21 protein-coding genes are annotated in these 26,730 nt (G+C 48.2%); 15 read left to right on the top strand and 6 right to left on the bottom strand.

Going from position 1 to position 26,730, the window contains the following annotated elements:
• Position 1: 1 nt before the first annotated feature.
• Positions 2–976, bottom strand: coding sequence for a KpsF/GutQ family sugar-phosphate isomerase (locus ACTHTY_RS05115; protein ID WP_308882104.1), 975 nt, complete (start codon positions 974–976; stop codon positions 2–4).
• A gap of 134 nt (positions 977–1,110) precedes the next feature.
• On the opposite strand from ACTHTY_RS05115, the gene tal reads away from it, so the two are divergent.
• From tal to ACTHTY_RS05100, 3 genes are all read left to right on the top strand, one after another.
• Positions 1,111–2,166, top strand: coding sequence for a transaldolase (gene tal, locus ACTHTY_RS05110; protein WP_440366648.1), 1,056 nt, complete (start codon positions 1,111–1,113; stop codon positions 2,164–2,166).
• Between the two features lie 156 nt (positions 2,167–2,322).
• Positions 2,323–3,210 (top strand): tRNA glutamyl-Q(34) synthetase GluQRS, encoded by an 888-nt coding sequence (gene gluQRS / locus ACTHTY_RS05105; protein WP_440366689.1) that lies wholly within the window; start codon positions 2,323–2,325, stop codon positions 3,208–3,210.
• 238 nt (positions 3,211–3,448) lie between these two features.
• A complete protein-coding gene (locus ACTHTY_RS05100; protein WP_003686784.1) occupies positions 3,449–4,183 on the top strand; it encodes a LytR/AlgR family response regulator transcription factor in 735 nt (244 codons plus the stop codon).
• A gap of 298 nt (positions 4,184–4,481) precedes the next feature.
• Here the strand turns inward: ACTHTY_RS05100 and pilC are convergent, their stop codons facing one another.
• On the bottom strand, positions 4,482–7,943 hold the full coding sequence (gene pilC, locus ACTHTY_RS05095) for a PilC family type IV pilus tip adhesin (RefSeq protein ID WP_440366647.1): 3,462 nt from the start codon (positions 7,941–7,943) through the stop codon (positions 4,482–4,484).
• A gap of 482 nt (positions 7,944–8,425) precedes the next feature.
• On the opposite strand from pilC, the gene carA reads away from it, so the two are divergent.
• The 12 genes from carA (at position 8,426) to ispH (ending at position 22,145) form a co-directional block, all read left to right on the top strand.
• The gene (carA, locus tag ACTHTY_RS05090) at positions 8,426–9,556 is read left to right on the top strand and encodes a glutamine-hydrolyzing carbamoyl-phosphate synthase small subunit (RefSeq protein WP_440366646.1); all 1,131 of its coding nucleotides are present in this window, start codon (positions 8,426–8,428) and stop codon (positions 9,554–9,556) included.
• 141 nt (positions 9,557–9,697) lie between these two features.
• Entirely contained in the window at positions 9,698–9,955 is a 258-nt protein-coding gene (locus tag ACTHTY_RS05085; protein WP_016687622.1) for a SemiSWEET family transporter, read from the top strand.
• Positions 9,956–10,187: 232 nt separating this feature from the next.
• Positions 10,188–11,180 (top strand): hypothetical protein, encoded by a 993-nt coding sequence (locus ACTHTY_RS05080; RefSeq protein ID WP_440366645.1) that lies wholly within the window; start codon positions 10,188–10,190, stop codon positions 11,178–11,180.
• A gap of 39 nt (positions 11,181–11,219) precedes the next feature.
• Positions 11,220–14,435, top strand: coding sequence for a carbamoyl-phosphate synthase large subunit (gene carB / locus ACTHTY_RS05075; RefSeq protein ID WP_070824178.1), 3,216 nt, complete (start codon positions 11,220–11,222; stop codon positions 14,433–14,435).
• 403 nt (positions 14,436–14,838) lie between these two features.
• Positions 14,839–16,518, top strand: coding sequence for a type IV-A pilus assembly ATPase PilB (gene pilB / locus ACTHTY_RS05070; protein WP_440366644.1), 1,680 nt, complete (start codon positions 14,839–14,841; stop codon positions 16,516–16,518).
• Between the two features lie 79 nt (positions 16,519–16,597).
• Complete coding sequence (locus ACTHTY_RS05065; RefSeq protein WP_371492695.1) at positions 16,598–17,839, top strand: type II secretion system F family protein; 1,242 nt, start codon at positions 16,598–16,600, stop codon at positions 17,837–17,839.
• Position 17,840: 1 nt separating this feature from the next.
• Positions 17,841–18,728: a prepilin peptidase gene (locus ACTHTY_RS05060; RefSeq protein WP_440366643.1), complete on the top strand. Its 888-nt coding sequence runs from the start codon at positions 17,841–17,843 to the stop codon at positions 18,726–18,728.
• On the top strand, positions 18,728–19,348 hold the full coding sequence (gene coaE / locus ACTHTY_RS05055) for a dephospho-CoA kinase (RefSeq protein ID WP_440366642.1): 621 nt from the start codon (positions 18,728–18,730) through the stop codon (positions 19,346–19,348). The genes ACTHTY_RS05060 and coaE overlap by 1 nt, the downstream gene beginning before the upstream one ends.
• Positions 19,345–19,527 carry a DNA gyrase inhibitor YacG gene (gene yacG, locus ACTHTY_RS05050; protein WP_003682475.1) on the top strand — a complete coding sequence of 61 codons (183 nt, stop codon included), beginning with the start codon at positions 19,345–19,347 and terminating at the stop codon, positions 19,525–19,527. The genes coaE and yacG overlap by 4 nt, the downstream gene beginning before the upstream one ends.
• An 81-nt stretch (positions 19,528–19,608) precedes the next feature.
• Entirely contained in the window at positions 19,609–20,508 is a 900-nt protein-coding gene (glyQ, locus tag ACTHTY_RS05045) for a glycine--tRNA ligase subunit alpha (RefSeq protein ID WP_440366641.1), read from the top strand.
• A 148-nt stretch (positions 20,509–20,656) separates the two neighbouring features.
• Entirely contained in the window at positions 20,657–21,163 is a 507-nt protein-coding gene (lspA, locus tag ACTHTY_RS05040; protein ID WP_167382871.1) for a signal peptidase II, read from the top strand.
• A gap of 13 nt (positions 21,164–21,176) precedes the next feature.
• Positions 21,177–22,145 carry a 4-hydroxy-3-methylbut-2-enyl diphosphate reductase gene (gene ispH, locus ACTHTY_RS05035; RefSeq protein WP_440366640.1) on the top strand — a complete coding sequence of 323 codons (969 nt, stop codon included), beginning with the start codon at positions 21,177–21,179 and terminating at the stop codon, positions 22,143–22,145.
• A 119-nt stretch (positions 22,146–22,264) separates the two neighbouring features.
• Here the strand turns inward: ispH and ftsZ are convergent, their stop codons facing one another.
• From ftsZ to ACTHTY_RS05015, 4 genes are all read right to left on the bottom strand, one after another.
• Positions 22,265–23,464, bottom strand: a complete 1,200-nt coding sequence (gene ftsZ, locus ACTHTY_RS05030; protein ID WP_003682480.1) for a cell division protein FtsZ — start codon at positions 23,462–23,464, stop codon at positions 22,265–22,267.
• A 253-nt stretch (positions 23,465–23,717) separates the two neighbouring features.
• Positions 23,718–24,971 carry a cell division protein FtsA gene (gene ftsA, locus ACTHTY_RS05025; RefSeq protein WP_003682483.1) on the bottom strand — a complete coding sequence of 418 codons (1,254 nt, stop codon included), beginning with the start codon at positions 24,969–24,971 and terminating at the stop codon, positions 23,718–23,720.
• Positions 24,972–25,045: 74 nt separating this feature from the next.
• Positions 25,046–25,765 (bottom strand): cell division protein FtsQ/DivIB, encoded by a 720-nt coding sequence (locus ACTHTY_RS05020; RefSeq protein ID WP_440366639.1) that lies wholly within the window; start codon positions 25,763–25,765, stop codon positions 25,046–25,048.
• Positions 25,755–26,669: a D-alanine--D-alanine ligase gene (locus ACTHTY_RS05015; protein WP_440366638.1), complete on the bottom strand. Its 915-nt coding sequence runs from the start codon at positions 26,667–26,669 to the stop codon at positions 25,755–25,757. Before ACTHTY_RS05015 ends, ACTHTY_RS05020 begins: the two co-directional genes overlap by 11 nt.
• Between the last annotated feature and the right edge of the window lie 61 nt (positions 26,670–26,730).

The following is a 26,730-nucleotide window of genomic DNA, read 5'->3' as shown; positions in this document are numbered from 1 at the left end:
TTCAGACAATTCGTGCCATCAATAAATCGTGCATGTTCAGCGCGCCAATCAGTACGCCGTTTTCTTCGACCACCAGCAAACCGTTCACATGGCCGCTTTGCATGGCTTTCAAAGCTTCGGTGGCAAGGCGGTCGGCTGAAATGGTTTTCGGCGAAGCGTGCATGATGTCGTCCACTTTCAACCCGGCAAAGCTGTCGCGTTCTTGAAACAGACGGCGCAAGTCGCCATCAGTAAATACGCCTTTCAGACGGCCTTCGGCATCGGTTACCGCCAACATGCCCAAGCCTTTTTCACTCATGCGGACAATGGCTTCTTTCAACGGCGTACCCAACAAAACGGCAGGCAGAGCTTCGTCTTTGTGCATAATATCCGCCACGCGCAGAAGCAGGCGTTTGCCCAGGCTACCGGCCGGATGGCTTAAAGCAAAATCGTCGGGCGTAAACGCGCGTGCGCGCAGCAGGACAACCGCCAACGCATCGCCCAAGGCCATTACGGCAGTCGTACTGGAAGTCGGCGCAAGGCCGAGCGGGCACGCCTCTTTGGAAACCGCCGCGGTAATATGAATATCGGCATGACGCGCCATGGTCGAAGTCGGATGGGCAGTAATACAAATAAGCGTGATGTTTTTACGTTTCAACGCCGGAATAATCGCCGCAATTTCATCGCTTTCGCCGGAATTGGAAATAGCAACCACGACATCGTGGTCCACAATCATGCCCAAATCGCCGTGCGCCGCTTCGGCAGGATGAACAAAAAACGCAGGCGTGCCGGTGGAAGCCATGGTCGCCGCCATTTTGCGGCCGATGTGTCCGGACTTGCCCATGCCGGTAATGACGACCCTGCCCTTGCAGTGCAACAACGCTTCTGCCGCACGGACAAAATCATGGTCCAAAGCCGCCGCAATTTCACGCAAACCTTCGGCTTCCGTATCTAATACATCGCGCGCCCAGTCGAGATAAAGTGTGTTTTCCGCCATCAAAGCCACCTTTCGTGCTTGAATTTAGGTTTGTTTTGCCCAAATTAATCGGCTGTAAACTGTTCAAATTCATCGAATCGGCGTAGCATTACCGCCACTTCACAAACAAACCTATTATGTAAAAGGAATCAGAGATGACTATTTTATCGGACGTTAAAGCATTAGGACAACAAATCTGGTTGGACAATCTCTCCCGTTCGCTGGTACAAAGCGGCGAATTGGCAGAAATGCTGAAACAAGGTGTGTGTGGCGTAACTTCCAATCCCGCCATTTTCCAAAAAGCCTTTGCCGGAGATGCCCTGTACGCCGATGAAGTAGCTGCGCTTAAACAGCAAGACCTGACCCCGAAACAACGCTACGAAACCATGGCGGTTGCCGATGTGCAAGCCGCCTGCGACGTGTGTCTTGCCGAACACGAATCTACCGGCGGTAAAACCGGCTTCGTCAGCCTCGAAGTTTCGCCTGAATTGTCCAAAGACGCACAAGGCACGGTTGAAGAAGCGCGCCGCCTGCACGCCGCCATCGGCCGTAAAAATACCATGATTAAAGTACCGGCAACCGACGAAGGCATCGAAGCACTCGAAACCCTCGTTTCAGACGGCATCAGCGTCAACCTGACCCTGCTTTTCTCCCGTGCCCAAACCCTCAAAGCCTATGCGGCCTACGCGCGCGGCATTGCCAAACGTTTGGAAGCAGGACACGACGTTTTCCATATCCAAGTTGTCGCCAGCTTCTTTATTTCCCGTGTCGATGCCGCGTTGGACGCTACCCTGCCCGACCACCTCAAAGGCAAAGTCGCCATTGCGCTTGCCAAAGCCGCCTATCAAGATTGGGCGCAATACTTCGGCAGCAGCGAATTTGCCTCACTTGCCGAAAAAGGTGCCAACCGCGTACAACTTTTGTGGGCATCTACCGGCGTGAAAAACCCTGCCTATCCTGACACGTTGTACGTTGACAGCCTGATTGGCGCCCATACCGTCAACACCGTTCCCGATGCCACACTCAAAGCCTTTATCGACCACGGCACCGCCAAAGCCACTTTGACCGAAGGCACGGACGAAGCCCAAGCGCAGCTTGCCGAAACCGCGAAACTCGGCATTGATGTCGAAACTTTGGCAACTCGTTTGCAGGAAGACGGTTTGAAACAATTTGAAGACGCTTTCGCCAAACTGCTTGCTCCCTTGGCTTAAGCGGATTGAACGGACGGCCGATTGAAACTTAAATCATTTTGAAAAGTCTCAGGCCGTCTGAAACCCAAATTCGGGCGTGTACGGCACGCCCTTTTCTATCACGATTTAAATACCGTGCAGGCCATACTGCCCCTGCCCTACAAAAACCACCCTGCCATGTATATAGGACGTTTCGCCCCCAGCCCTACCGGCCTGCTTCATATCGGCTCCCTACTGACCGCCGTCGCCTCCTATGCCGATGCGCGCGCTCATCAGGGCAAATGGCTGGTCCGCATTGAAGACCTTGACCCCCCGCGCGAAATGCCCGGCGCCGCTGCCGACATTTTGCGCACGCTTGAAGCTTTCGGCTTTGAGTGGGATGGCGAAGTCGCCTATCAAAGCCGCCGTTACGACCTATATCAAGACACCCTCGACCGCCTCAAAGCAGCCGGGCTGGTGTATCCCTGCTATTGCAGCCGCAAAGACTGGCAGGCGGAGGCAACACATGGCGCAGACGGATTTGTGTATAACGGCCGTTGCCGCAATCCTCAGCAAAGACCCGACACGCAAAACAAAACGCCGGCATGGCGCATTCAAGTGCCCGATCGCGTAATCGGTTTTTCAGACGGCATTGTCGGACATTACGCACAAAACCTAGCACACGATATCGGCGATTTCGTCCTGCTTCGTGCCGACGGCTATTGGGCATATCAGCTTGCCGTGGTTGCCGACGATGCCGACCAAGGAATAACGCATATTGTCCGCGGTCAGGACTTGCTCGTTTCCACGCCACGCCAAATCTATCTGCAACAATGCCTCGGCATTCCCACACCGGCCTACGCCCACCTTCCCCTATTGACCAACAATCAAGGGCAAAAATGGTCGAAACAAACCCTTGCCCCGGCTTTGAATTTGAATCAAAAAGAACAGCTTCTCCGCCAAGTCCTAACCTACCTCGACCTACCCAATGCACCTGCTGTGAACCGTCCGCAAGAATTGCTCGATTGGGCGGTAGCGCACTGGCAAATAGACAAAATCCCAAAATCGTCCATTATCACGGACTGAATTAGCACGATTACAACAAAATTACTCCAGGTATTACAATATTTCATAAAATTATGTAAGTAATCTTCCGATTCATCCCAAACCATGCCCAAGAAGCAAAAAATCATGTATATTTCAAAAATTTCCTAAAATTGTCACAAACTGATAATTTCAAGGTTGTAACAACATACGGCTGACGCGTTATTGAGGATGACAAAGCGCGGCAGATCTCCCACGATACAACAAAAAGAATACCGCTATGCCAAGTGCCATTATTGTAGAAGACGAAGTATTAGCAGCAGAACGCTTACGTGTATTATTGGAAGAGTGCAATGTCGTACTGCTCAACGTCTTTCACCATGCCATGCCAGCATTGGAGTGGCTGAGTGTCCACGAAGTCGACATCGTATTTGCCGACATCGGCATGCCGGAAATTGACGGTCTCGAGTTTGTCGAACGCATTAAGCGTACCGCCAAACGCCAGCCGGAAATTGTATTCACCACAGCCTACGAAGAACACGCCCTGCGCGCGTTTGAGCTGGCTGCCGCAGACTATCTGCTCAAACCGATCAAAATGACCCGCCTGCAAACCGCGCTTGACCGCATCATCGAGAAAAACCGCGAAAAAGCAGACAGCTTCACCCATTTCAAAGTGTACAACCGCGAACGCATGGTTGAAATCCCATGGCAACAGGCGCGTTACCTGATGGCGGAACACAAAACCGTCTATCTGTTTACCGGCGACGGCCATAGCTACGAATTACCGAAGACCCTAGTTTACTGGGAAGAGTTGCTTGGCGACAAAGTCATCCGCATCCATCGCAATGCCCTCGTCTTCCGCCACACCCTCGACAGCCTGATTCGACTGGACGATGACGAAAACGACGAATATGCATCCACATGGGGCGCTAAAATTCTCGATATTCCGACCCCGTTGCCCGTCAGCCGCCGACAACTGTCCACCCTGCGGAAAATCATTAAAAACAGCATCTAACAATGCGCTCCTTAACTCGTTCTCTTTAAATCAAAGGCCGTCTGAAAAGATATTTTCAGACGGCCTTTTAACTTCTCAGCCCAATAACAGAAAGCAGAAAAAGAAATGGCCAGAGCTTGCCGTTTGGCTCTATCCAAGCTTGCCGTTTGGCTCTATCCAAGCTTTCAATTTGATCAAACCTTGTTTTGTCCACAAACAAGATTTTCCATTTTTTAATCCAGCATCTCTCAATTATGACTACTCAACAGAAAAGGCCGTCTGAAAAATTCAGACGGCCTCGATATTCAAGCCTTACCGATTAAAAGAACAATTCACGCCAGCTGATGCGTTTGAGTCCGCATGTACGGCCTTGTACTTCCAGGCTGACCAGCTGGTTAGACAAGAGACTGCGATCGCCTTTGGTTGCAAAACATTTATTGTTTGGCACGCTCGGCGTAGCGTTCAACTCCTTATCCGTACCCGTGCCGCCGCTATCGCCATCGGCAGTTACCGGAGAATCGTCGGCTTTGCTGGAATTCATATAAGTAAAGTTGATAACGCCATCAAAAGTCATACCGTTGGCGTAATAAATCTGACCATTATTTTCACGTTTGATAAATGTACGATCCTTGCTGGAGATACGCGCATCACGCAAGCCCAAACGACCGCCATTTTCAGCATTTACACCCAGAATAATCGTTTTCGCTGTCGTTTGTGTGGATGTACTGTCCGGCAAACAAACATCGGTACTGGAAGAGTCAGTATGAATTGTTTTGGTTTCATACTTGCGGATGGTCACAACGGCTGTACGCAAAATCATCGTCGGTTTGACAGTCACACGTTCATTCGGATCTAAACTCAGACTCCAGCCTTTTTTGCCTTCGCCAACCTTATTGTCGCTGACGTAAATGTGTTCGCCGTCAATTTCTCTGGTTTGCTGTTCCAACTCACTACTTTTCGCCAAAACTGCATCAGTAGATACATCATCGTAAATACCGTAAACGGCATTAATTTGGCCATTGGTATTGGTCAATTCATTCTGATAAATCTCGCTACCCGTACCAAAAATGACGACATACTTATCTTTACTGCGGCGTGATACCGCAGGCGCAGACGTAATCGGTTGATTACCCGACCCTTGGAAAATCATTTGCACAGACCATTTGGACGGAATTTCACCACTCAAGTCAAAGCGGAACATATTGCCGTAACGGTCGCCTGCATAAGCAATATCAACAATACCGTCAAAATCGGTATCTACCAAAGTAGGAGTAGAGAGGCCGCCTTTGCCATTCGGCGCAGGAATTTTAGCCAAGAGCTTACCGGCGTCGGAAACATTGCTTCCCGTACCTTTCGTCCCAGCCTCTTTACCCGTCATATCATAGACATACAAAGCCGTTTCATTATCGGCACTGTTCACATCTTCAGTACGGTAGCCGCTGGCCAAGAAGCCTGCATAACGCACGTCAGATTCCAGATTAACCGGAGTAGCATTGCGTTTAATGGAGACACGGCCAATTTGTGTCGAACCAATGGTATAACCCAGCTTATTGCCAGAGCCTTTTTCTGTTTCAAACAAAGGTACAGTTGTATTCCAACCACTACGATCACTGTTCGCCACAGCACCAATATTCAACGCATACGCACCGCGTCCACCCTGACCCATCGCACCAAACATAAAGGTTTGTTTATCAGGTGTTTGACGGAGAACAAAACCACCATTGACCATATAGCGGTGCGGCGTGCCAGAGCCGTAACCATCGCGTGCAATATCTTTCAGAACCTTGCCCAAAGTTGTCGCTTGACCTTGATCGTCCTCGCGCTCCATGCCTGCCGGAATATAGCTGAGTTTCAAGTCATAAGGATTGCTAGGCGTACCATTACGGAAAATATGTACCATGCCGTCATTGGCAGCAGCGACCAAAAACTCTTGACGGTTATCGCGCTTATCGCCAATCGAAGCAACTGAACCGTCCAAAATATCGCCCAAATTGCGCTCATCTTTACTTGCGTCAGCAGAATCTGTCGGACGAATTCGATAAGACTGGCTATAACCTTTTGTCTCTGCATCCGCTTTGATGGTTTCATCACTACTTGCTCGGCCAGTCCATTTCAGCAATGCATTTTTCCATTCCAACTTATCTTTCGCACTGCCGTCTGAAATGCCAAAATCGGCGTTTGAAGCATTATCTGCAGCTCTATCGATGAAATAGGTCTTACTGCCATCATTAACCAAAGTAAGACGGTTATTAAATGATGGCTGGTCAAACTTTGTCGTATTGATAGGCGTACCATCGCGGTTTAATTTATAAAACCGTAACTGACTGCTCCAAGAGCCGGTATTCAAATGAACCGTTGCCGCCATATCGGGAATACCCATACTGGTCGTTGCCGGCGCAGTAGAGGATACTCCTTCAAATTTCGTATTCTTGCTGTCATTTTCAATATTATCGACGATAGTTTTGAAAGCATCGAGCAACTTTTCAGGTTTTGCGGCATTAAAATACCAGTCTGGGCGACTGGCACCCTTTTCCAGATACTCTCTCCCGACTTTAGAGATTCCCTCACCAAAGCCCACAGTAAAAGTCTGAACCAATTGCTTACTATAATCCGCACCTTTAGGATCGCTTGGATCACCATCCCAGCTTTTACCCGCAGCATCTACACCATCTTTTGCCGCAGTTTTAATATCTTTTTCCGCCAAAGTCTGACTGAAGAAACGCATACCGCGTTTCTCATTACCATAGTTTCTATCCCAAATAGGAACAATGATTTCGCCACTACCTATCCACATATTCCTACGATAATAATTGCTATACCCGAATTTATAATCGGTATATTGGCACATCACTTTTTTTTCATGCGGTGGGATATGGGCATCATATTGATAAAGTGGCAGGTCAAAATATCCACTAAAACCACGACCATCGTTGAAAAATTCACCTTTTCCATATTTATCGTCATAAGCCTTCGCTGCAGACGGCCCGAAATATTGGTATGCAGGTGTATCCGCGCTATGTTCGATGGCGCGGTAGTAGTTTGAATAGTAATAATCTCGATCGTAGTTGAAGCTGGTATTGCGCGATAAGCGAGGATCCTCACCGGCACCCTGATTGCTACAACTCATATTGGCATCACCATCAGATACCACAACAACATAAGATTTCTGGCAGCGATATTTGATATTGGGGATGACGAAATTTTTGACGACTTCATAATAACGGCGCGTTGTCGGCGTACCTTGATAAGCCAACATCTCGTCTACCTTCTTACTGACATATTCCCAGTTGCGACCTGCGGAACCATCCGTAAAGCCTTCAGTATCCTTCATATCGCCTTTGGTATCGTCAGGGCTAGGCAGTTCTGCATATGCGTAAATAGCATTATTCTCTTTCCTTTTTTTCTCATCCCATTTCCAATACCGAGGATTATTGTGCAAAGTCTGCAAACCCCAGTTAAACTGATCTTTATATTGCGCTAAAACCTGCTTTAATGCCGATTTTGCAATATTGATTTTTTTATGCTCATCTCGAACATGATAATCACCCTTAGCATCAGCCAACATACTGCCCGAGTCATCAATCAAAAACATAATATTGTGTTTGACTTTGGGTTGGCCGCTGACATCGGTTTTGTTTTGCAGGTAAAAAGGAGTTTGGGCAAATTGCTGCGTATTTGCCTGAACGGAAATGCTGATGAGCGCTAAAGCGGAAGCGACGCTTGCATGAATGAGGCGATGGCGGCCTGATGGAGCGTTTTGCATAATGTGTTCTTTTTTCATCGGATAATCTCAGTTAAAAATGACGTTGTTTTTATTTTTTATAAGGTTACGATTCTAGCATAAACAGCCTGTTTCATGTTTGATTCAGCTGAATTTCCCTACACCTGCATTTCAAACACAACAAAAATGAAACAATCTGCCTGCTCAGTTTTCAGACGGCCTAACTGATTATTTAGTTCAACCTTATTCATCAAGCATTCCAAAAGCAAGGGACTGTACCGTAAAGATAAAACGTTTTTAAATTATCGATTATTTGCTCTACGCTTGAAATTCCTATTACTTTGACTTAAAATACACTGCTTCTACGGCATAGACCGCTATGTCTGAAAAAGCACGTTACACAGCAAAATCAAAGCTGCGGAGCGTGTTTTTTTTTAGCCGAGATTTCCGAAGGCTGTCTTTTTTGTAAACAATTTTTATTTTTCAGACGGCCTGACCCATTTTTTTCGAACCGACCATCATCAGGCAAACAGGATTCCATCATGACCACTCCGGCTCTTCTCGTTCTCGCTGACGGCAGCGTATTTCACGGCACATCAATCGGTTACGAAGGTTCGACTTCCGGCGAAGTCGTGTTCAACACTTCCATGACCGGCTATCAGGAAATCCTGACCGACCCTTCCTACTGCAAACAAATTGTTACCCTCACCTATCCACACATCGGCAACACCGGCACCAACGCCGAAGATGAAGAAAGCCGCAGCGTTTACGCCGCAGGCCTGATTATCCGCGACCTGCCGCTCTTGTACAGCAACTTCCGCGCATCCGAAAGCCTGCACGACTATTTGGTACGCAACCAAACCGTCGCCATCGCCGATATCGATACCCGCCGTCTGACCACCCTGTTGCGTGAAAAAGGCTCACAAGGCGGTGCAATTTTGACCGGTGCAGATGCCACGGTTGAAAAAGCACAAGAACTGATTGCTGCATTCGGCAGCATGGTCGGCAAAGACTTAGCAAAAGAAGTTTCCTGCACAGAAACTTACGAATGGACCGAAGGCGAATGGGAATTGGGCAAAGGTTTCGTTACCCCTTCCGAACAGCCTTACCACGTTGTCGCCTACGATTTCGGCGTTAAAACCAACATCCTGCGCATGCTTGCCTCACGCGGCTGCCGCCTGACTGTCGTTCCGGCGCAAACCAGCGCGGAAGACGTGTTGGCACTCAATCCTGACGGCGTATTCCTGTCCAACGGCCCCGGCGACCCCGAGCCTTGCGACTACGCCATCAAAGCCGTACAAAAACTGATGGAAAGCGGCAAACCGATTTTCGGCATTTGTTTGGGACACCAGCTGATCAGCCTCGCCATCGGCGCAAAAACCCTGAAAATGCGCTTCAGCCATCACGGTGCTAACCACCCGGTACAAGATTTGGACAGCGGCAAAGTCGTCATTACCAGCCAAAACCACGGTTTCGCCGTCGATGCCGACACCCTGCCCGCCAACGCACGCATTACCCACAAATCCTTGTTCGACAACACTTTGCAAGGCATCGAACTGACAGACAAACCCGTGTTCTGCTTCCAAGGCCACCCCGAAGCCAGCCCGGGTCCGCAAGACGTCGGTTATCTGTTCGACAAATTCATTGACAATATCAAAGCAGCAAAACAATAAAGCTGATTTTTTCAGACGGCCACACTCAACTCAACAACAGGCCGTCTGAAAACCAAACCTCAAAAAATATAAATTCAGGTACACACTCTCTCAACATCTACACAGTCTGAAACCCAACCCTCTAATCAGAAAGGAAAAACCATGACAGAAAAGCAAATGCGCATTCTTTCCGTCGTCGCCACCCTAACCGCCGTCGGTATGTACGTTTCCTATATCCCACAAATCCAAAACAACCTTGCCGGCAACCCCGGCTCGCCGCTGCAACCCCTCGTCGCCGCCATCAACTGCACATTATGGGTTGCCTACGGCTTTTTGAAAGAAAAACGCGACTACCCCGTCATGCTGGCAAACGCCCCAGGCATCATTTTGGGCTTGATTACGTTTATTACTAGTTTTTAACACCCAAAAAAGTATGGTTGGGTATTTATACCCAACCTGCTTCGATATGAAATGCTCAACGATATTTTCAGACGGCCTTTGAAGCCAAATATTTGAAAAATAAATGCTTCAATACTGATAATAGAGCAATGCTTGACCATATGTCTAAAACAAGCCAATAAAGTAATAATTGAAAAACAAAGGGCATCTACCGTGATAGAAGTCATAAAAACAGGGAAACGAAAATAGCGATATGAGCATCTTCCAAATTAATAAAATTGATCAAACTGCTACTGTACCGAATTTAACAGCATTCAAAGACAATCACACAAAAGAGCGGGATGTACAGAATATTATTAAATCCAATCCTAAAATTTTAGGCGAAGATTTACTTATTATCAGCGAAGAACTGTCTCCATGTGAAGATTCTAAAAAAAGGTTAGATTTATTAGCACTGGATAAATCTGGGAAACTGGTTGTAATAGAACTAAAGCGGAATGACGATGGTTTTCACATGGACTTACAAGCCATCCGCTATGCCTCAATGATTAGGCTATTCAGTATCCAAGACGTTATAAGGCATTACCAAGATTACACACAGGGAAATGCAGAGGAAGATTTTACCGATTTCTTAGACCAAGAAATCGACAAATTAGATTTTGATAACATTAGAATTATTCTGGTTAATCAAGATTTCTCTAGAGAATTAACCAATTCTGTATTATGGTTAAATGAGCAGGGCTTAGATATCAAATGTATCAAGATTACTCAGTATGAAATAAACAACGATCTGATTTGGGATGTAGATACTATTATTCCCGTCAAAGAGACCGAAGAATACCAGCTAAAAATCAAAGAAAAGAAAAATTCAGACCAAGAAATAAAACGTGAAATTAACAGCAGAGATTATACAAAATACACATTTAACGACAAATCTGACCTAACAAAAGGCCGTTTGGTTTTGGAAGTTGTTAGAAAATATTGCAAAGACAACCCAGAAGCCGACTTTGCCAAATTGAGTCAAATTTTCCCTAAAAAATTACAAGGCTCAAATGGTGTATTAAATATATTTAGTGAGCTTAAGGATTATCAAAAAGAAGGTAGATTTTATATTAAGGATAAAGAAATCATCCAATTAAAAAATGGTGAACAAATATCAGTTTGTTCCCAATGGAGAAAAGATAGTATTGACAATTTTATTGAACATGTTAAGCAGACTCTTGGTTATGAAATAGTTGCTCAATAATGAAATTTAAAAACCTGAATATCTTGTGAGAAAGTAAAAATGCCTAAACGTACCGACCTAAAATCCATCCTTATCATCGGCGCCGGCCCTATCGTTATCGGTCAGGCCTGCGAATTTGACTATTCGGGCGCACAGGCCTGCAAAGCCTTGCGTGAAGAAGGCTATAAAGTCATTCTGGTGAATTCCAACCCTGCCACGATCATGACCGACCCTGAAATGGCGGATGTTACCTACATCGAGCCGATTATGTGGCAGACAGTAGAGAAGATTATCGCCAAAGAGCGTCCTGACGCGATTCTACCTACCATGGGCGGTCAGACTGCGCTGAACTGTGCTCTGGATTTGGCGCGTAACGGCGTATTGGCGAAATACAACGTCGAGCTGATTGGCGCGACCGAAGACGCGATTGACAAGGCGGAAGACCGCGGCCGCTTTAAAGAAGCGATGGAAAAAATCGGTTTGTCTTGCCCGAAATCTTTTGTCTGCCACACCATGAACGAAGCTTTGGCAGCGCAAGAACAGGTCGGCTTCCCTACCCTGATTCGTCCTTCTTTCACGATGGGCGGTTCGGGCGGCGGTATTGCCTACAACAAAGATGAATTCTTGGCAATTTGCGAACGCGGTTTTGATGCTTCTCCTACGCATGAGTTGCTGATTGAGCAGTCCGTTCTCGGTTGGAAAGAGTACGAGATGGAAGTTGTACGCGATAAAAACGACAACTGTATCATTATCTGCTCGATTGAAAACTTCGACCCGATGGGCGTGCATACGGGCGACTCGATTACGGTTGCCCCGGCGCAAACGCTCACGGACAAAGAATACCAAATCATGCGTAATGCTTCGTTGGCAGTATTGCGCGAAATCGGCGTGGACACGGGCGGCTCAAACGTTCAGTTTGCGGTGAACCCTGAAAACGGCGAGATGATTGTCATTGAGATGAACCCGCGCGTGAGCCGTTCTTCCGCGTTGGCCTCTAAAGCAACGGGCTTCCCGATTGCCAAAGTAGCGGCCAAACTGGCTGTCGGCTTTACGCTGGACGAGTTGCGCAACGACATTACCGGCGGTCGCACTCCTGCATCATTCGAGCCTTCCATCGACTATGTCGTGACCAAAATTCCACGTTTCGCCTTTGAAAAATTCCCTGCCGCAGACGACCGCCTGACCACGCAAATGAAATCTGTGGGCGAAGTAATGGCAATGGGCCGTACCATTCAAGAAAGCTTCCAAAAAGCCTTGCGCGGCTTGGAAACCGGCTTGTGCGGCTTCAACCCACGCAGCGAAGACAAAGCGGAAATCCGCCGCGAACTGGCCAACCCGGGCCCTGAGCGTATGCTGTTTGTAGCCGATGCGTTCCGCGCAGGCTTCACACTGGAAGAAATCCACGAAATCTGTGCCATCGATCCTTGGTTTTTAGCTCAAATCGAAGACTTGGTGAAAGAAGAAAAATCGGTTTCAGACGGCCAATTACAAGACTTGGATTATGCCGCTTTACGCCGTCTGAAACGCAAAGGCTTCTCTGACAAACGTTTGGCACAATTGTTGAACGTAAGCGAAAAAGAAGTTCGCGAACACCGCTACGCACTGAACCTGCATCCGGTTTACAAACGCGTCGATACCTGCGCCGCCGAGTTTGCAACTGAAACCGCCTACCTCTACTCCACTTACGAAGAAGAATGCGAATCCCGTCCTTCCGACCGTAAAAAAGTGATGATTCTCGGCGGCGGTCCAAACCGTATCGGCCAAGGTATTGAATTTGACTACTGCTGCGTTCATGCCGCACTCGCCCTGCGCGAATCCGGCTTTGAAACCATCATGGTCAACTGCAACCCCGAAACCGTGTCCACCGACTTCGACACCAGCGACCGCCTGTACTTCGAGCCGCTGACATTGGAAGACGTATTGGAAATCGTCCGCACCGAAAACCCATGGGGCGTGATTGTTCATTACGGCGGCCAAACTCCGCTCAAACTGGCCAATGCCTTGGTGGCAAACGGCGTGAACATCATCGGCACATCTGCCGACAGCATCGACGCCGCCGAAGACCGCGAACGCTTCCAAAAAGTGTTGAACGACCTCGGCCTGCGTCAACCGCCTAACCGCATCGCCCACAACGAAGAAGAAGCCCTCGTTAAAGCCGAAGAAATCGGTTATCCGTTGGTTGTCCGTCCTTCTTACGTACTCGGCGGCCGCGCCATGCAGATTGTTCACTCTGCCGAAGAGTTGCAAAAATACATGCGCGAAGCCGTACAAGTTTCCGAAGACAGCCCTGTATTGCTCGACTTCTTCTTGAATAACGCCATCGAAGTGGACGTAGACTGCGTTTCAGACGGCCAAGATGTCGTGATCGGCGGCATCATGCAACACGTCGAACAAGCAGGTATCCACTCCGGCGACTCCGGCTGTTCATTGCCTCCATACTCATTGGACGAAGAAATTCAAGACGAAATCCGCCGTCAAACCAAAGCCATGGCATACGCACTGGGCGTGGTCGGCTTGATGAACGTACAGTTTGCCGTACAAGACGGCGTGGTCTTCGTACTGGAAGTGAACCCACGCGCCAGCCGTACCGTACCGTTCGTATCCAAAGCCACCGGTGTACCGCTCGCCAAAGTCGGCGCACGCGTGATGGCAGGTATTTCGCTGAAAGAGCAAGGCGTAGAAAAAGAAGTCATTCCAGACTTCTACGCCGTTAAAGAAGCCGTGTTCCCATTCATCAAATTCCCGGGTGTGGACACCATTCTCGGCCCTGAAATGCGCTCTACCGGCGAAGTCATGGGCGTAGGTGCAAGCTTCGGCGAAGCCTACTTCAAAGCCCAACTCGGCGCAGGCGAACGCTTGAGCACAACAGGCAAAGTGTTCCTCGCCGTACGCGACGAAGACAAACCGCTCATCGTCAAAACCGCACAAAACTTCCAAGCACTCGGCTACGGTGTCTGCGCCACTCGCGGTACCGCCGAATACTTGAAAGAACACGGCATCATCGTGCAAGCGGTCAACAAAGTGCAGGAAGGCCGCCCACACATCGTGGACGCAATTAAAAACGGCGAAATCGCACTGGTGGTCAACACCGTCGGCAGCACAGTACAATCTGTTACCGACAGCCACAGCATCCGCCGCACCTCCCTCACCCAACGCGTACCGCAATACACCACCATCGCCGGCGGCGAAGCCATGAGCGAAGGCGCAAAAAGCCGCGAACACTTGGGCGTGTACAGCGTACAGGAATTGCATGGCCGTCTGAAAAACAAAGCCTAATCAATCCTATCGGATTTAAATAGTTAAAAGGCCGTCTGAAACCTGATTGCTCAGTTTCAGACGGCCTTTTCATATTTCAAATTCCAACCGTCTGTCCATCAAAACAACCTTTTCTGCCATCTCCAAACAAGCAATAACAACATGAAATATAATTTCGTTATTGATTGGATTCATATGACAAAATTGTTGTTTTTTCATCATAATCTCAAAATATCGAGTTTAACGCCTATTCTCCTTGCTTTATAATGGCCGTCTGAAATAAAAATACAATTAAAGCAGAAGCATGTCTTTGCAACTTAAGCAGATTTGCATAATTGAATATATGCTTTAATCATAATAATGATAAAATAATACGGCTTTCCTCTAAATTAAAGGGAAAACTGCACAAGAAACGGAAAATAAAATGAGTGTCGGATTATTGCGTGTTTTGGTTCAAAGCCAGACCATTTCAAATCAACAAGCGGAACATTACAACAACCTTTTACAATCAGGCAAAGAAATCCTGCCCAACCTGTTTTCAGACGGCGTCATCTCCCCTAAAGCTTTGGGAGAGTTAGTCGCGCGCGTATTCAGCTATCCCCTTTTGGATTTGCACTACTACCCACGCAATAATGTAGTCAGCGACATTCTGACGGAAGAGCAAATGGTGCAAAACCGTTGCATTCCGATTTTCAAACGCGGACGCAAGGTTTATTTCGCCGTATCCGATCCGACCCAAATCCAAAACTTTCAAAAAATCGCTTTTGCTTCAGGTTTAAGTGTCGACTTGGTAGTGGTTCCCGACGACCAGCTCAGCTCATTGCTGGAATGGCTGGGCCAACGCTCGACCACCATTCTGAAAGAAATCAACGACGAACATGAAGCAACGCAGCAATCTCAATCGCTTTATATCGATAACGAAGAAGCTGAAGACGGCCCTATCCCCCGCTTCATCCATAAAACCTTATCCGATGCCCTGAATGCGGGCGCATCAGACATCCACTTTGAATTCTACGAGCAAATGGCACGCGTCCGTTTCCGCGTGGACGGACAATTGCGCGAAGTCGTACAGCCGCCTGTCGCCGTGCGCGGCCAGTTAGCATCGCGCATCAAAGTGATGGCGCGTTTGGATATTTCCGAAAAACGTATTCCGCAAGACGGCAGAATTCAAATTGCCTTCCATAAACACGGCCGTCCGATTGACTTCCGCGTCAGCACGTTGCCGACATTGTTCGGCGAAAAAGTGGTAATGCGTATCCTAAATTCCGATGGTACATCGCTCAATATCGACCAGCTCGGTTTAGAGCCTTTCCAAAAAGAAATGCTGCTTGAAGCTATCAACCGCCCTTACGGCATGGTGTTGGTTACCGGCCCGACAGGTTCGGGCAAAACCGTTTCGCTCTATACCTGCCTGAGTATTTTGAACACGGAAGATGTGAACATTTCAACGGCAGAAGATCCGGCCGAGATTAACTTGCCGGGCGTCAACCAAGTCAACGTCAATGAAAAACAAGGCCTGACGTTTGCCACCGCACTCCGATCCTTCTTACGTCAAGATCCTGATATTATTATGGTCGGTGAGATTCGTGACTTGGAAACCGCCGACATCGCCATTAAAGCCGCCCAAACCGGCCACATGGTTTTCTCTACCCTGCATACCAATAATGCACCGGCCACGCTGTCCCGCCTTTTAAACATGGGGGTCGCGCCTTTCAACATCGCCAGCTCGGTCAGCCTGATTATGGCGCAAAGGCTGTTGCGCAGACTGTGCCCGAACTGCAAACGCGAAGTTGAGCGCCCGCCGGTTCCGGCATTGAAAAAAGCCGGCTTTACCGATGCGGACTTGGCTCAAGATTGGAAGCTCTACCGCCCGGTTGGCTGCGACAGCTGCCGCGGCAAAGGCTTTAAAGGCCGCGTCGGTATTTATGAAGTCATGCCGGTCAGCGATGAAATGCAAAAAGTCATTATGAACAACGGTACGGAAGTTGATATCATGAACATGGCCTATCAGGAAGGCATGGTAGATTTGCGTCGTGCCGGCCTCATGAAAGTCATGCAAGGCCTGACCTCGTTGGAAGAAGTGACTGCTCATACCAATGACTAAACTGCCATATTTTCGAAAATTAAAATAAAGCGGCACGGGGAAACAGTCCGCTTTATTTCTTACTAACAAGGGATAACTCATGGCTCAAGCAGAGCAAAAAAGAAGTCTGTTCGGTTCAAGAAGCAAAGGCAAGCGTTTTACATTTGAAGGAAAAAACATCGAGACCGAACGTCTTGTCCGTGGTGAAGTAGTTGCCAAAGACGAAGAAGAAGCACGCAAAAAACTCCAACGCAGAGGCATTCGTCCTTTACGTATCAGCAAAGTCAAAACCGCACGCAAACGTCGTATTACACAAGAAGACATCACGGTGTTTACGCGCCAACTGGCAACGATGATGAAGGCAGGCTTGCCGCTGATGCAGGCTTTTGAAATCGTTGCTCGCGGCCACTCCAATCCGAGCATGACCGAAATGCTGATGCAGGTTCGCTCCGATGTCGAACAAGGTAGCGCATTGGGTAAATCATTCTCCAAATATCCAAAATATTTCGACCGCTTCTATTGCAATCTGGTCAGCGCAGGCGAGTCCGGCGGCGTACTGGAAAGCTTATTGGACAAACTGGCTGTCTATAAAGAAAAAACCCAAGCCATTAAGAAAAAGGTTAAAACCGCGCTGACCTACCCGATTGCCATTATCGTGGTGGCGATTGCGCTTATCTTCATCATGATGATGTTTGTACTGCCTGCCTTTAAAGAAGTTTATGCCAATATGGGTGCAGAGTTGCCAAGCCTTACCCAACTTGTCATGAACTTGTCCGATTTATTCGTCGACTACGGCTGGATTATGATCATCCTTTTGATTGTTTCGGCCTTCGGCCTGTACAAACTCCATGAAAAATCGCCTACTTTCCAAAAACGAATCGATGCTTTGATTTTGAGACTGCCTGTTTTTGGCACCATCGTCCGAAAAGCGACCATCGCCCGTTGGGCGCGTACGACCTCCACCCTCTTCGCAGCCGGCGTTCCTTTGGTGGAAGTATTAGATTCAGTTGCAGGCGCATCCGGCAATATTCTCTATGAAGAAGCCACTCAAGACATCCGCGCCAAGGTAACCCAAGGCCTGTCGCTGACATCCAGTATGCAAAGTACAGATATGTTCCCCAATATGGTGATCCAAATGGCGGCCATCGGCGAAGAATCAGGCTCTTTGGATGATATGCTGAACAAAGCAGCCGAATTCTACGAAGATGAAGTAGATAACTCCGTCTCCCGCTTATCTGCCTTGATGGAACCTATCATCATGGTGGTATTGGGTTCGCTCATCGGTATTTTACTGATTGCCATGTATCTGCCGCTGTTTAACTTGGGTAATGTCGTAGGTTGATATGCTTGATAGTATTTACTCTGCCATCGACGCCCTCTCCGTTCTTGCGCCATTCGCTATTCCTTTAGCCGTTATTTTGGGATTGCTGATTGGCAGCTTTCTGAACGTTGTTATTTATCGCACGCCGATAATGATGGAACGCGAATGGACACAATTTTCCAAAGAGCATTTGGGTATCGAGCTGACAGACGAAGAAAAACAGCCATTTAATCTGCGTAAACCGGATTCACGCTGCCCCAAATGCAAAAGCCCAGTCAAACTTTGGCAAAACATCCCCATCCTCAGCTATGTTTTCCTGGGCGGGAAATGCCACTCCTGCAAAACCGCTATCGGCATACGCTATCCGCTGATTGAGCTGCTGACAGGTGTCTTATTCGGTATTGTCGCATGGCAATACGGCTGGTCATGGGCAACTATTGGCGGATTCATTCTGACTGCCATATTGATTGCGCTGACCTTTATCGATGCCGATACTCAATATTTACCCGACAGCCTGACTCAGCCCCTAATTTGGATCGGTCTGCTGTTTAATCTGAATGATACATTCGTACCCCTGCATTCAGCCGTTTTAGGCGCAATCGCAGGCTATATGAGCCTTTATACTTTATGCGCCGTCTATAAACTTCTGACCGGTAAAATCGGCATGGGCAATGGCGACTTCAAACTTTTGGCCGCACTCGGTGCATGGCTGGGCGTAGGGATATTACCTGTTCTGATCTTCATGGCTGCCTTAGTCGGACTGGTGGGCGCACTCATTGCCCGCGTCGGTAAAGGTCAATATTTTGCTTTTGGTCCTAGCCTTGCTGTGGCAGGATGGATTATTTTGGTTGCCAATGCACCTATTACCCAACTGGTACAATGGTGGCTCGTACAATCAGGATTCCGATAATGACATTATGGATAGGCTTGACCGGCGGTATCGGTAGCGGCAAATCATCTATCGCCCAAATGTTTGCCGAACTTGGCGTACCCATTATCGATGCCGATGCCATCAGCCGCTCACTGACCGCTGAAAACGGCGAAGCCCTTCCTGCCATCCGCCAGCTTTTCGGCGATGAGGTTTTTGATCATGAAGGCCGTCTGAATCGTATGGCTTTACGGGAAGAAGTTTTCAGACGGCCTCAATCAAAAAAACAACTGGAAAATCTGCTTCTACCGTTAATCTTAAACAAAATCCAACAGCAGAAACAAAAACTTGCTTCCTCTACTTACGGCATTGTCGATGTACCGCTTTTGATTGAGAATCCGGCATTTAAAGCGGAGACCGACCGCATTTTGGTTGTAGATGTTCCGGAGTCCGTCCAAATCAAACGCGTACACCAACGCAATGGTTTTTCAGAAGAACAAACGCGTCAAATCATGGCAACCCAAGCTTCCCGATCTGACAGACTGCTTCATGCCAACGATGTATTGGACAATACCCATAGCTTGGAAGAAGCAAAAATCAAGGTTGCCCGCTTGCATCAATACTATCAATCCATTGCACAAACTCTGAAAGAAACTGCATGACCGCTCCTGTTGTAAAATGTCCGACCTGCCACAAAGAAGTCGTTTGGAACACTGACAGCCCCTACCGCCCTTTCTGCAGCAAACGGTGCAAACTCATTGATTTAGGTGAGTGGGCACAAGAAAAATACACTGTTTCTTCAGAAGACGACCCTTTTTCAGACCTATTGGACGGCAAATAAACTGCGTCGCTTCCTTCAGCCTATCCAAAACAGGCTCAAAACAGTAAAATACCCTCTTTATTCCAACCTATTCCATCCACCATGCTCACCTTCCAACAAATTATTTTCAAATTACAAAACTACTGGGCTGACAAAGGCTGCACCGTTATCCAACCTTTCGATATGGAAGTCGGTGCCGGTACTTCCCATCCTGCCACTTGTCTGCGCGCCTTAGGCCCAGAGCCTTGGTTTGTCGCTTACGTTCAACCCAGCCGCCGCCCCAAAGACGGCCGCTATGGCGACAACCCCAACCGCCTGCAACACTACTATCAATTCCAAGTTGCGCTCAAACCAGCTCCCGCCAATATTCAAGACCTATACCTCGACTCCCTGCGTGAATTGGGTATCGACCCTAAAGTACACGACATCCGTTTTGTCGAAGACGACTGGGAAAACCCTACTCTCGGTGCTTGGGGCTTGGGTTGGGAAGTTTGGCTCAACGGCATGGAAGTAACCCAATTCACCTATTTCCAACAAGTCGGCGGTATCGACTGCTCTCCCGTACTCGGTGAAATCACCTACGGTATCGAGCGTCTCGCTATGTATCTTCAAGGCGTGGAAAACGTGTACGATCTCGTTTGGGCAAAAACCCTTGATGGCAACATCGTCACTTACGGCGATGTTTATCATCAAAACGAAGTCGAACAATCCACCTACAACTTCGAATACAGCGATGCCGATTGGCTCTTGCGCCAATTCAACGACTATGAAGAACAAGCCAAACGCCTGCTTGCAGTTGAGGACACCAGTCTTGCCCTGCCTGCTTACGAGCTTGTACTCAAAGCCGGCCATACGTTCAACCTCTTGGATGCACGCGGCGCCATTTCCGTTACCGAACGCGCAACCTACATCGGCCGTATTCGTGCACTGAGCCGTATCGTTGCTCAAAAATTCGTTGAAAGCCGCGAGAAACTGGGCTTCCCATTGCTTAAAAACCAATAAGCCCGCACATACTTACCACGCCGCCCTTTGATACATTCAAGTGGCGGCGTTTCTATTTTCAGACGGCCTTCCCATCATTGCCATTGCAAACACTTCCAGCCTGCTTTCAGGTAAAATAAGCCCTTTACTACATAAACCGTCTGAAAACATGAGTTCATCCTCTCCTGCAAAAACGCCCTTTTTCTTACTTTCCCTCGTTGCCATCATTCTTGACCAACTGAGCAAATGGGAAATCTTGAAACACTTTACCGAAGGCGAACGCCTCAATATCATTCCAGACTTTTTTGACCTGACACTTGCCTATAATCCAGGTGCGGCATTCAGCTTTTTGGCCGACCAAGGCGGCTGGCAAAAATTCTTCTTTTTAGGTCTGGCAGTCGTCATCAGCCTGTATTTGGCCCGTGCTATCTGGCGTGATGAGTTTGGCCGCTGGGGCAAATTGGGGGCGGCCATGATTATCGGCGGCGCGATTGGCAATGTGGTTGACCGTCTGATTCACGGCCACGTTGTCGATTTTCTGCTTTTCTATTGGCAAAACTGGTTTTACCCAGCATTTAACATTGCCGACAGCTTTATCTGCGTTGGCGCAGTTTGCTTGGTATTAGATGGTTTGCTGCACAAAAAAACACCTTCAAACGACACAAAGGCCGTCTGAAAACGGAACACACATGACTCAAAAAACCATTATCCTTGCCAATCCCCGCGGCTTCTGTGCCGGCGTTGACCGCGCCATCAGCATTGTTGAACGTGCACTCGAAGAGTTCGGCGCGCCCATTTACGTCCGCCATGAGGTCGTTCACAACAAATTCGTCGTGGACAATCTGCGGGCAAAAGGGGCCGTCTTTGTCGATGACTTGGCGGATGTCCCAAAGGGCGCAACGCTGATTTACTCTGCTCACGGCGTATCCAAAGCTGTACAGGAAGAAGCGGCACAACGTGGTTTCCGCGTTTTTGATGCCACCTGCCCTCTGGTAACCAAAGTCCATAAAGAAGTAGCCCGCCTCGATGAGCAAGATTACGAAATCATTATGATCGGCCACAAAGGCCACGTCGAAGTAGAAGGCACGATGGGACAATTGCCTCCGGGTAAAATGTTTCTGGTTGAGACAGTGGAAGATGTAGCCGGACTGAACGTCAAAAATCCTGACAAACTTGCCTACGTCAGCCAAACCACTTTATCGGTAGATGAAACCAAAGACATTATTGCGGCCTTAAATCAACGCTTCCCCAATATCCGCAATCCGCATAAAGAAGACATTTGCTACGCCACAACCAACCGCCAAACCGCTGTTAAAGAATTAGCCGAAGAATGCGATCTCGTAATTGTTGTCGGCTCGCCCAATTCTTCCAACAGCAACCGCTTGCGTGAAGTAGCTGCATTGCGCGGAGTTGATGCCTATATGGTCGATAATGCTACCTATCTGAAGAAAGAATGGTTTGAAAACAAAACCAAGGTCGGTGTCACTGCCGGGGCATCTGCGCCCGAAGTCTTGGTTCGAGAAGTCTTGCAAACCATTCAAAACTGGGGACACGAGACCATACGCGAAGGAGAAGGTGCAGAAGAAAGCATTGTATTTGTCTTGCCTAAAGAGTTGCGTCGTGAGGGTGAAAACAAGCAAATCCTAAATAAAGGGTAAGTTTGTTATTTGCTTTATTTAAACTTAAGGCCGTCTGAAAACTTTCAGACGGCCTTAAGTTTATTTTGCTAATAAAAAAGACCCGCCTTTAAGGCAGGTCTTTTCATACATGATCCTGATTATTTCTCAGAAGTATGTTGCTGACGGCGCAAGATAGCCGGAATTTCAAAGTCATCCAGTACAGACTGGTTGCTGAAATCAGCCGCAGTCAGATTCATAGAACGGATATTGCGGTTGGTACGAACCAGGCTTTCAGCACTGCTTTGGCTTTGAGCTTGAGGCGCTTCTTCCGCACCGCGTACCAATTGTTGGGTACGGGCAGCAGCGCGCAGTTGGTTGTCAGTACCGTTTTCTTTCAAGCCGGTAGCAATGATGGTAATACGGATAGCATCTTCGCTCATGCTCTCGTCTTCGGCAGCACCAAATTTGCATTCCACTTCAGGGTGTGCATTTTGGTTGACGATACGCATAATCTCGTTAAATTCAGACATTTTCAGGCAGCCAGGGGCAGTGGTAATGTTTACCAACACACCGCGTGCGCCATCCAAAGTAACGTTATCCAAGAGCGGGCTGGAGATAGCTTGATCGGTAGCCAAACGGGCACGGTCGATACCTTGTGCAAAACCTGAACCCATCATGGCGATACCACGATTGCTCATCACAGTTTTCACGTCGGCAAAGTCCAAGTTGATCATGTCGCTAGGGCAAGTCACCACTTCGGAAATACCGGCAACCGCATCACGCAGTACATTGTCGGCTGCACGGAAAGCTTCACGCATGGTCACGTCTTCGCCCAAGGCAGTCATCAATTTATCGTTCGGGATAATAATCAGGGAATCGACACGCTCTTTGAGTTGATCCAAACCTGCTTGAGCGATATGTACGCGTTTACCTTCGTAAGCAAACGGACGGGTTACAACTGCAACGGTCAGGATACCCATTTCTTTAGCGATTTCAGCCACAACAGGAGCAGAGCCGGTACCTGTACCGCCACCCATACCGGTAGTGATGAACAGCATGTTTGCACCGCGGATGGCATCTTCGATGGCTTCGCGATCTTCTTGGGCAGCGGCGCGGCCGATTTCAGGATTTGCACCGGCACCCAAACCGCGAGTCAGGTTTGTACCCAATTGAATGCGTTTAGCCGCATTGTTTTTAGCCAATGATTGCGCATCGGTATTGGCACTGATGAACTCAACACCATGAATAGTGTTGGCAACCATGTTGTTGATGGCATTACAGCCGCCGCCACCCAAACCGATAACTTTAATAACAGCAGGGCTCGTTGCTGATTCTGCTACGTCGTAAACAAATTCCATTCAATAATCCTCCGCGCCCCGCTTTATTAAGGACGGTTCAAAAATAACTCATTATCCGTATTATATAAGAAGTATCCAGACACTGGCAAAAATCTTCTCACCATTCGGCTATCGGCGTTATATTTTTACTACATTTTTTAACAGAAAATATACAAGTTTTAAATTATCCACTTAGCAATTATTTAAAACCGTTTAATTCCACTTAAATATTCAGGACAAACGGTTGCTACACCACCTGCCCTGAAAACTTTTATCAGAAATTGTCTCTGAAGAATCTTTGGATTTTTTCCCACAGACCCATTTTTTTGCCTGAATCATTCAGTGCAATCGCACCAGTTCGGCTGGTTTGTTCACCCTCTTCTGCAGCATAGGCCGTCTGAAGCAGACCAATCGCTGTTGAATAGCGTGGATTGCGGATACGCTCGGATACGCCGCCCATTTCCTGTGGCACACCAATACGCGCCGGCAGGTTGAAGACTTCTTCCGCCAACTCAACAATACCGGTCAACATAGAAGCACCGCCGGTCAAAACGATACCGGAAGTCAGCACTTCTTCAGGGAAGCCAGAACGGCGCAATTCGTTCAGCGTCAATTCCAAAATCTCTTCTACGCGCGGGCCGATGATTTCAGCCAATACACGGCGTGAAATTTGACGTGATTGACGGTCGCCAACGCTAGGAACTTCAATCATTTCATCCAAGCCGTCCATAGTCGGAATCGCAGCACCGTAATGGATTTTGATGTACTCGGCTGCACTATGCGGCGTACGCAAGGCCTGTGCCAAGTCTTTGGTAATCAAATCACCGGCAACGGGAATAACCGCAGTATGGCGGATGGCGCCATTGGTATAAACCGCGATGTCGGTTGTACCGCCACCAATATCGATAACGCACACACCCAAATCTTTTTCGTCTTCAGTCAAAACGGCGTGACCGCTTGCCAAAGGCTGAAGCATGATTTGATCCATTTGCAGGCCACAACGTTGGATACATTTTTGGATATTTTGCAAAGCAGTGTTCGCACCGGTAATGATGTGTACACGGGTATCCAAACGCACGCCGCTCATGCCGATAGGCTCTTTCACACCGGGTTGGTTGTCGATGATGTACTCTTGAACCACGGTATGCAAGATGTTGTGATCAGGCGGAATATTGATGGCTTTGGCAGTTTCGATGGCACGATCGATGTCGGCTTGCGATACTTCGCCATCTTTAATTTTTACCACGCCTTGTGAATTCAGGCTGCGGATATGGTTACCGGCAATGCCGGTGACGACGTGGGAAATTTTGGTATCTGCCATCAGCTCGGCATCTTCTACCGCCTGACGAATGGCTTGCGCAGTGGCATCAATATTGGTCACCATACCTGCACGCAGACCGCGTGAAGGGCTTTGACCCAAGCCAACAATGTGGATTTCGTTATCTTCCCGAATCTCACCGATTAAGGCGATGACCTTGGACGTACCAATGTCTAAGGCACTGATATATTTATTTTGTTGTTGTTCCATAATTGCTCGTTCGCTATGTTGTCTGACTGACGGTTTGATTATTTTTGAAACAAGATTGCTTCACGTCTAATCGGCTATTCACTGTCGGAAGGGTTTTCAGACGGCCTGTAACGGACTGAAAAACCATCCTTATAACGCATATCGACATACTCGATACGACTTTGTTTTTTACGCAGCAGCGATGGCCAAATCTGGGCAAACTGCTGCAAACGTTTGATTTCGTTTTCACGCCCCAAGCGCACGGTAATACCGTTGTTCAATACAAGCAGCCATGCCGAACGCGGCGTGTAGATCAATTCTTTGATGGTCAGTTTCAACGGGCTCAAAATACCGGAAAAGTCCGCATAATGTTTGACCATGTCTTTGCCTGTCCCCTGCTGCCCTTCAAATATAGGCAGGTCCTGTTTCAGGCTTGCGGCAAACACATTGCCCTTACTGTCTACCAAGCCGCCAGCACGCCAGTGTGCAACCGGCACGCGCTCGGTCAGGATAATTTCCACGGTTTCCGGAAAACGTCGGCGTACCATTGCCGAGTCAATCCAAGGCAATTCCTGAAAAGCGGCCTGCGCCGAATCAATATCGGCGCGGAACATATTACCCCTGATATGCTCTCGTGCAATGGTTTGCAATTCTTTGCTGGAAGCATATTTCAGCTTACCCTGAATGGCAATCTGTTTCACAGGGAAATATTTGGAATTGTAAAGCCAAGCTATGCCCGAACCTATCAACAGAAAGGCCATCAGCAACAATAGCCGGCGGGTCAGCCGACCCAGTGCGCCTGCATCATCCCACATGAGCGGTCTTCAAAATCTCAATACATAAATCAGCAAAATCTACGCCGGTATGGGCTGCAGATTTTGGCACCAAACTGTGGCTGGTCATGCCAGGCAAGGTATTGATTTCCAAAAGATACAGCTTACCATCCGTATCTTTTAGGAAGTCCACGCGCGAACAGCCGTCCGCACCAATTGCCTGCGCGCCACGCACGGCCAGTTCGCGCATCAGGCTTTCCTCCGCCTCGCTTAAATCTTCCGACGGGCATTGATAAACCGTATCGTCGCGGTTGTATTTAGCCTCATAGTCGTAAAACTCAGTAGCTGGAATAATATGAATGCTCGGCAGGCCTTTGCCGTTCAATACCGGGCAAGAATACTCGCCGCCGCCGATGAAGCGTTCGGCAATAATTTCGCCCTGCAAATGTTTCAATTCTTCGTAAACGCTTTTCAGACGGCCTTTTTCTTTGACTTTTACCACACCAACGCTACTGCCTTCCGCGGCGGGTTTCACAAACATCGGCAGGCCCAATTTTTCTTCAACAGCATCAAAGTCGCTGTCGTCATGCAATACAGCAAACTCAGGAACAGGCAAACCTACGGCCTGCCAAATCAGTTTGCAGCGGTATTTGTCCATACCCAGCGCGGAAGCGGCCACACCGCTGCCGGTATAAGGAATACCCATCAGTTCCAACGCGCCTTGAATCGCGCCATCTTCGCCAAAAGTGCCGTGCAGAATATTGAATGCCGTCTGAAAACCTTGTGTTTTCAATTCAGACAACGGGGTTTCTTTGGGGTCGAACGCATGAGCATCGATACCTTTGCTTTTCAAGGCAGCCAAAATAGCAGCACCGCTGTCCAGCGAAACTTCACGCTCGCTGGAGAAGCCACCCATCAACACGGCCACTTTGCCAAAATTCTGCATAATTTCTACTTTCTTAAATACTGATACAGGCCGTCTGAAATATTGTTCAGACGACCTATGT

The organism is Neisseria sp. P0019.S002, assembly GCF_051957155.1.
Classification (GTDB): Bacteria; Pseudomonadota; Gammaproteobacteria; order Burkholderiales; family Neisseriaceae; genus Neisseria; species Neisseria perflava.
The sequence above is the reverse complement of the archived record's forward strand: the minus strand, read 5'-3'. Positions and strand labels throughout refer to the sequence as shown.

Excerpts from the sequence above, each read along its gene's own strand:
- ACTHTY_RS05115 (WP_308882104.1), bottom strand. The coding sequence starts at position 976 with ATGGCGGAAAACACACTTTATCTCGACTGGGCGCGCGATGTATTAGAT.
- tal (WP_440366648.1), top strand. The coding sequence starts at position 1,111 with ATGACTATTTTATCGGACGTTAAAGCATTAGGACAACAAATCTGGTTG.
- gluQRS (WP_440366689.1), top strand. The coding sequence starts at position 2,323 with ATGTATATAGGACGTTTCGCCCCCAGCCCTACCGGCCTGCTTCATATC.
- ACTHTY_RS05100 (WP_003686784.1), top strand. The coding sequence starts at position 3,449 with ATGCCAAGTGCCATTATTGTAGAAGACGAAGTATTAGCAGCAGAACGC.
- pilC (WP_440366647.1), bottom strand. The coding sequence starts at position 7,943 with ATGAAAAAAGAACACATTATGCAAAACGCTCCATCAGGCCGCCATCGC.
- carA (WP_440366646.1), top strand. The coding sequence starts at position 8,426 with ATGACCACTCCGGCTCTTCTCGTTCTCGCTGACGGCAGCGTATTTCAC.
- ACTHTY_RS05085 (WP_016687622.1), top strand. The coding sequence starts at position 9,698 with ATGACAGAAAAGCAAATGCGCATTCTTTCCGTCGTCGCCACCCTAACC.
- ACTHTY_RS05080 (WP_440366645.1), top strand. The coding sequence starts at position 10,188 with ATGAGCATCTTCCAAATTAATAAAATTGATCAAACTGCTACTGTACCG.
- carB (WP_070824178.1), top strand. The coding sequence starts at position 11,220 with ATGCCTAAACGTACCGACCTAAAATCCATCCTTATCATCGGCGCCGGC.
- pilB (WP_440366644.1), top strand. The coding sequence starts at position 14,839 with ATGAGTGTCGGATTATTGCGTGTTTTGGTTCAAAGCCAGACCATTTCA.
- ACTHTY_RS05065 (WP_371492695.1), top strand. The coding sequence starts at position 16,598 with ATGGCTCAAGCAGAGCAAAAAAGAAGTCTGTTCGGTTCAAGAAGCAAA.
- ACTHTY_RS05060 (WP_440366643.1), top strand. The coding sequence starts at position 17,841 with ATGCTTGATAGTATTTACTCTGCCATCGACGCCCTCTCCGTTCTTGCG.
- coaE (WP_440366642.1), top strand. The coding sequence starts at position 18,728 with ATGACATTATGGATAGGCTTGACCGGCGGTATCGGTAGCGGCAAATCA.
- yacG (WP_003682475.1), top strand. The coding sequence starts at position 19,345 with ATGACCGCTCCTGTTGTAAAATGTCCGACCTGCCACAAAGAAGTCGTT.
- glyQ (WP_440366641.1), top strand. The coding sequence starts at position 19,609 with ATGCTCACCTTCCAACAAATTATTTTCAAATTACAAAACTACTGGGCT.
- lspA (WP_167382871.1), top strand. The coding sequence starts at position 20,657 with ATGAGTTCATCCTCTCCTGCAAAAACGCCCTTTTTCTTACTTTCCCTC.
- ispH (WP_440366640.1), top strand. The coding sequence starts at position 21,177 with ATGACTCAAAAAACCATTATCCTTGCCAATCCCCGCGGCTTCTGTGCC.
- ftsZ (WP_003682480.1), bottom strand. The coding sequence starts at position 23,464 with ATGGAATTTGTTTACGACGTAGCAGAATCAGCAACGAGCCCTGCTGTT.
- ftsA (WP_003682483.1), bottom strand. The coding sequence starts at position 24,971 with ATGGAACAACAACAAAATAAATATATCAGTGCCTTAGACATTGGTACG.
- ACTHTY_RS05020 (WP_440366639.1), bottom strand. The coding sequence starts at position 25,765 with ATGTGGGATGATGCAGGCGCACTGGGTCGGCTGACCCGCCGGCTATTG.
- ACTHTY_RS05015 (WP_440366638.1), bottom strand. The coding sequence starts at position 26,669 with ATGCAGAATTTTGGCAAAGTGGCCGTGTTGATGGGTGGCTTCTCCAGC.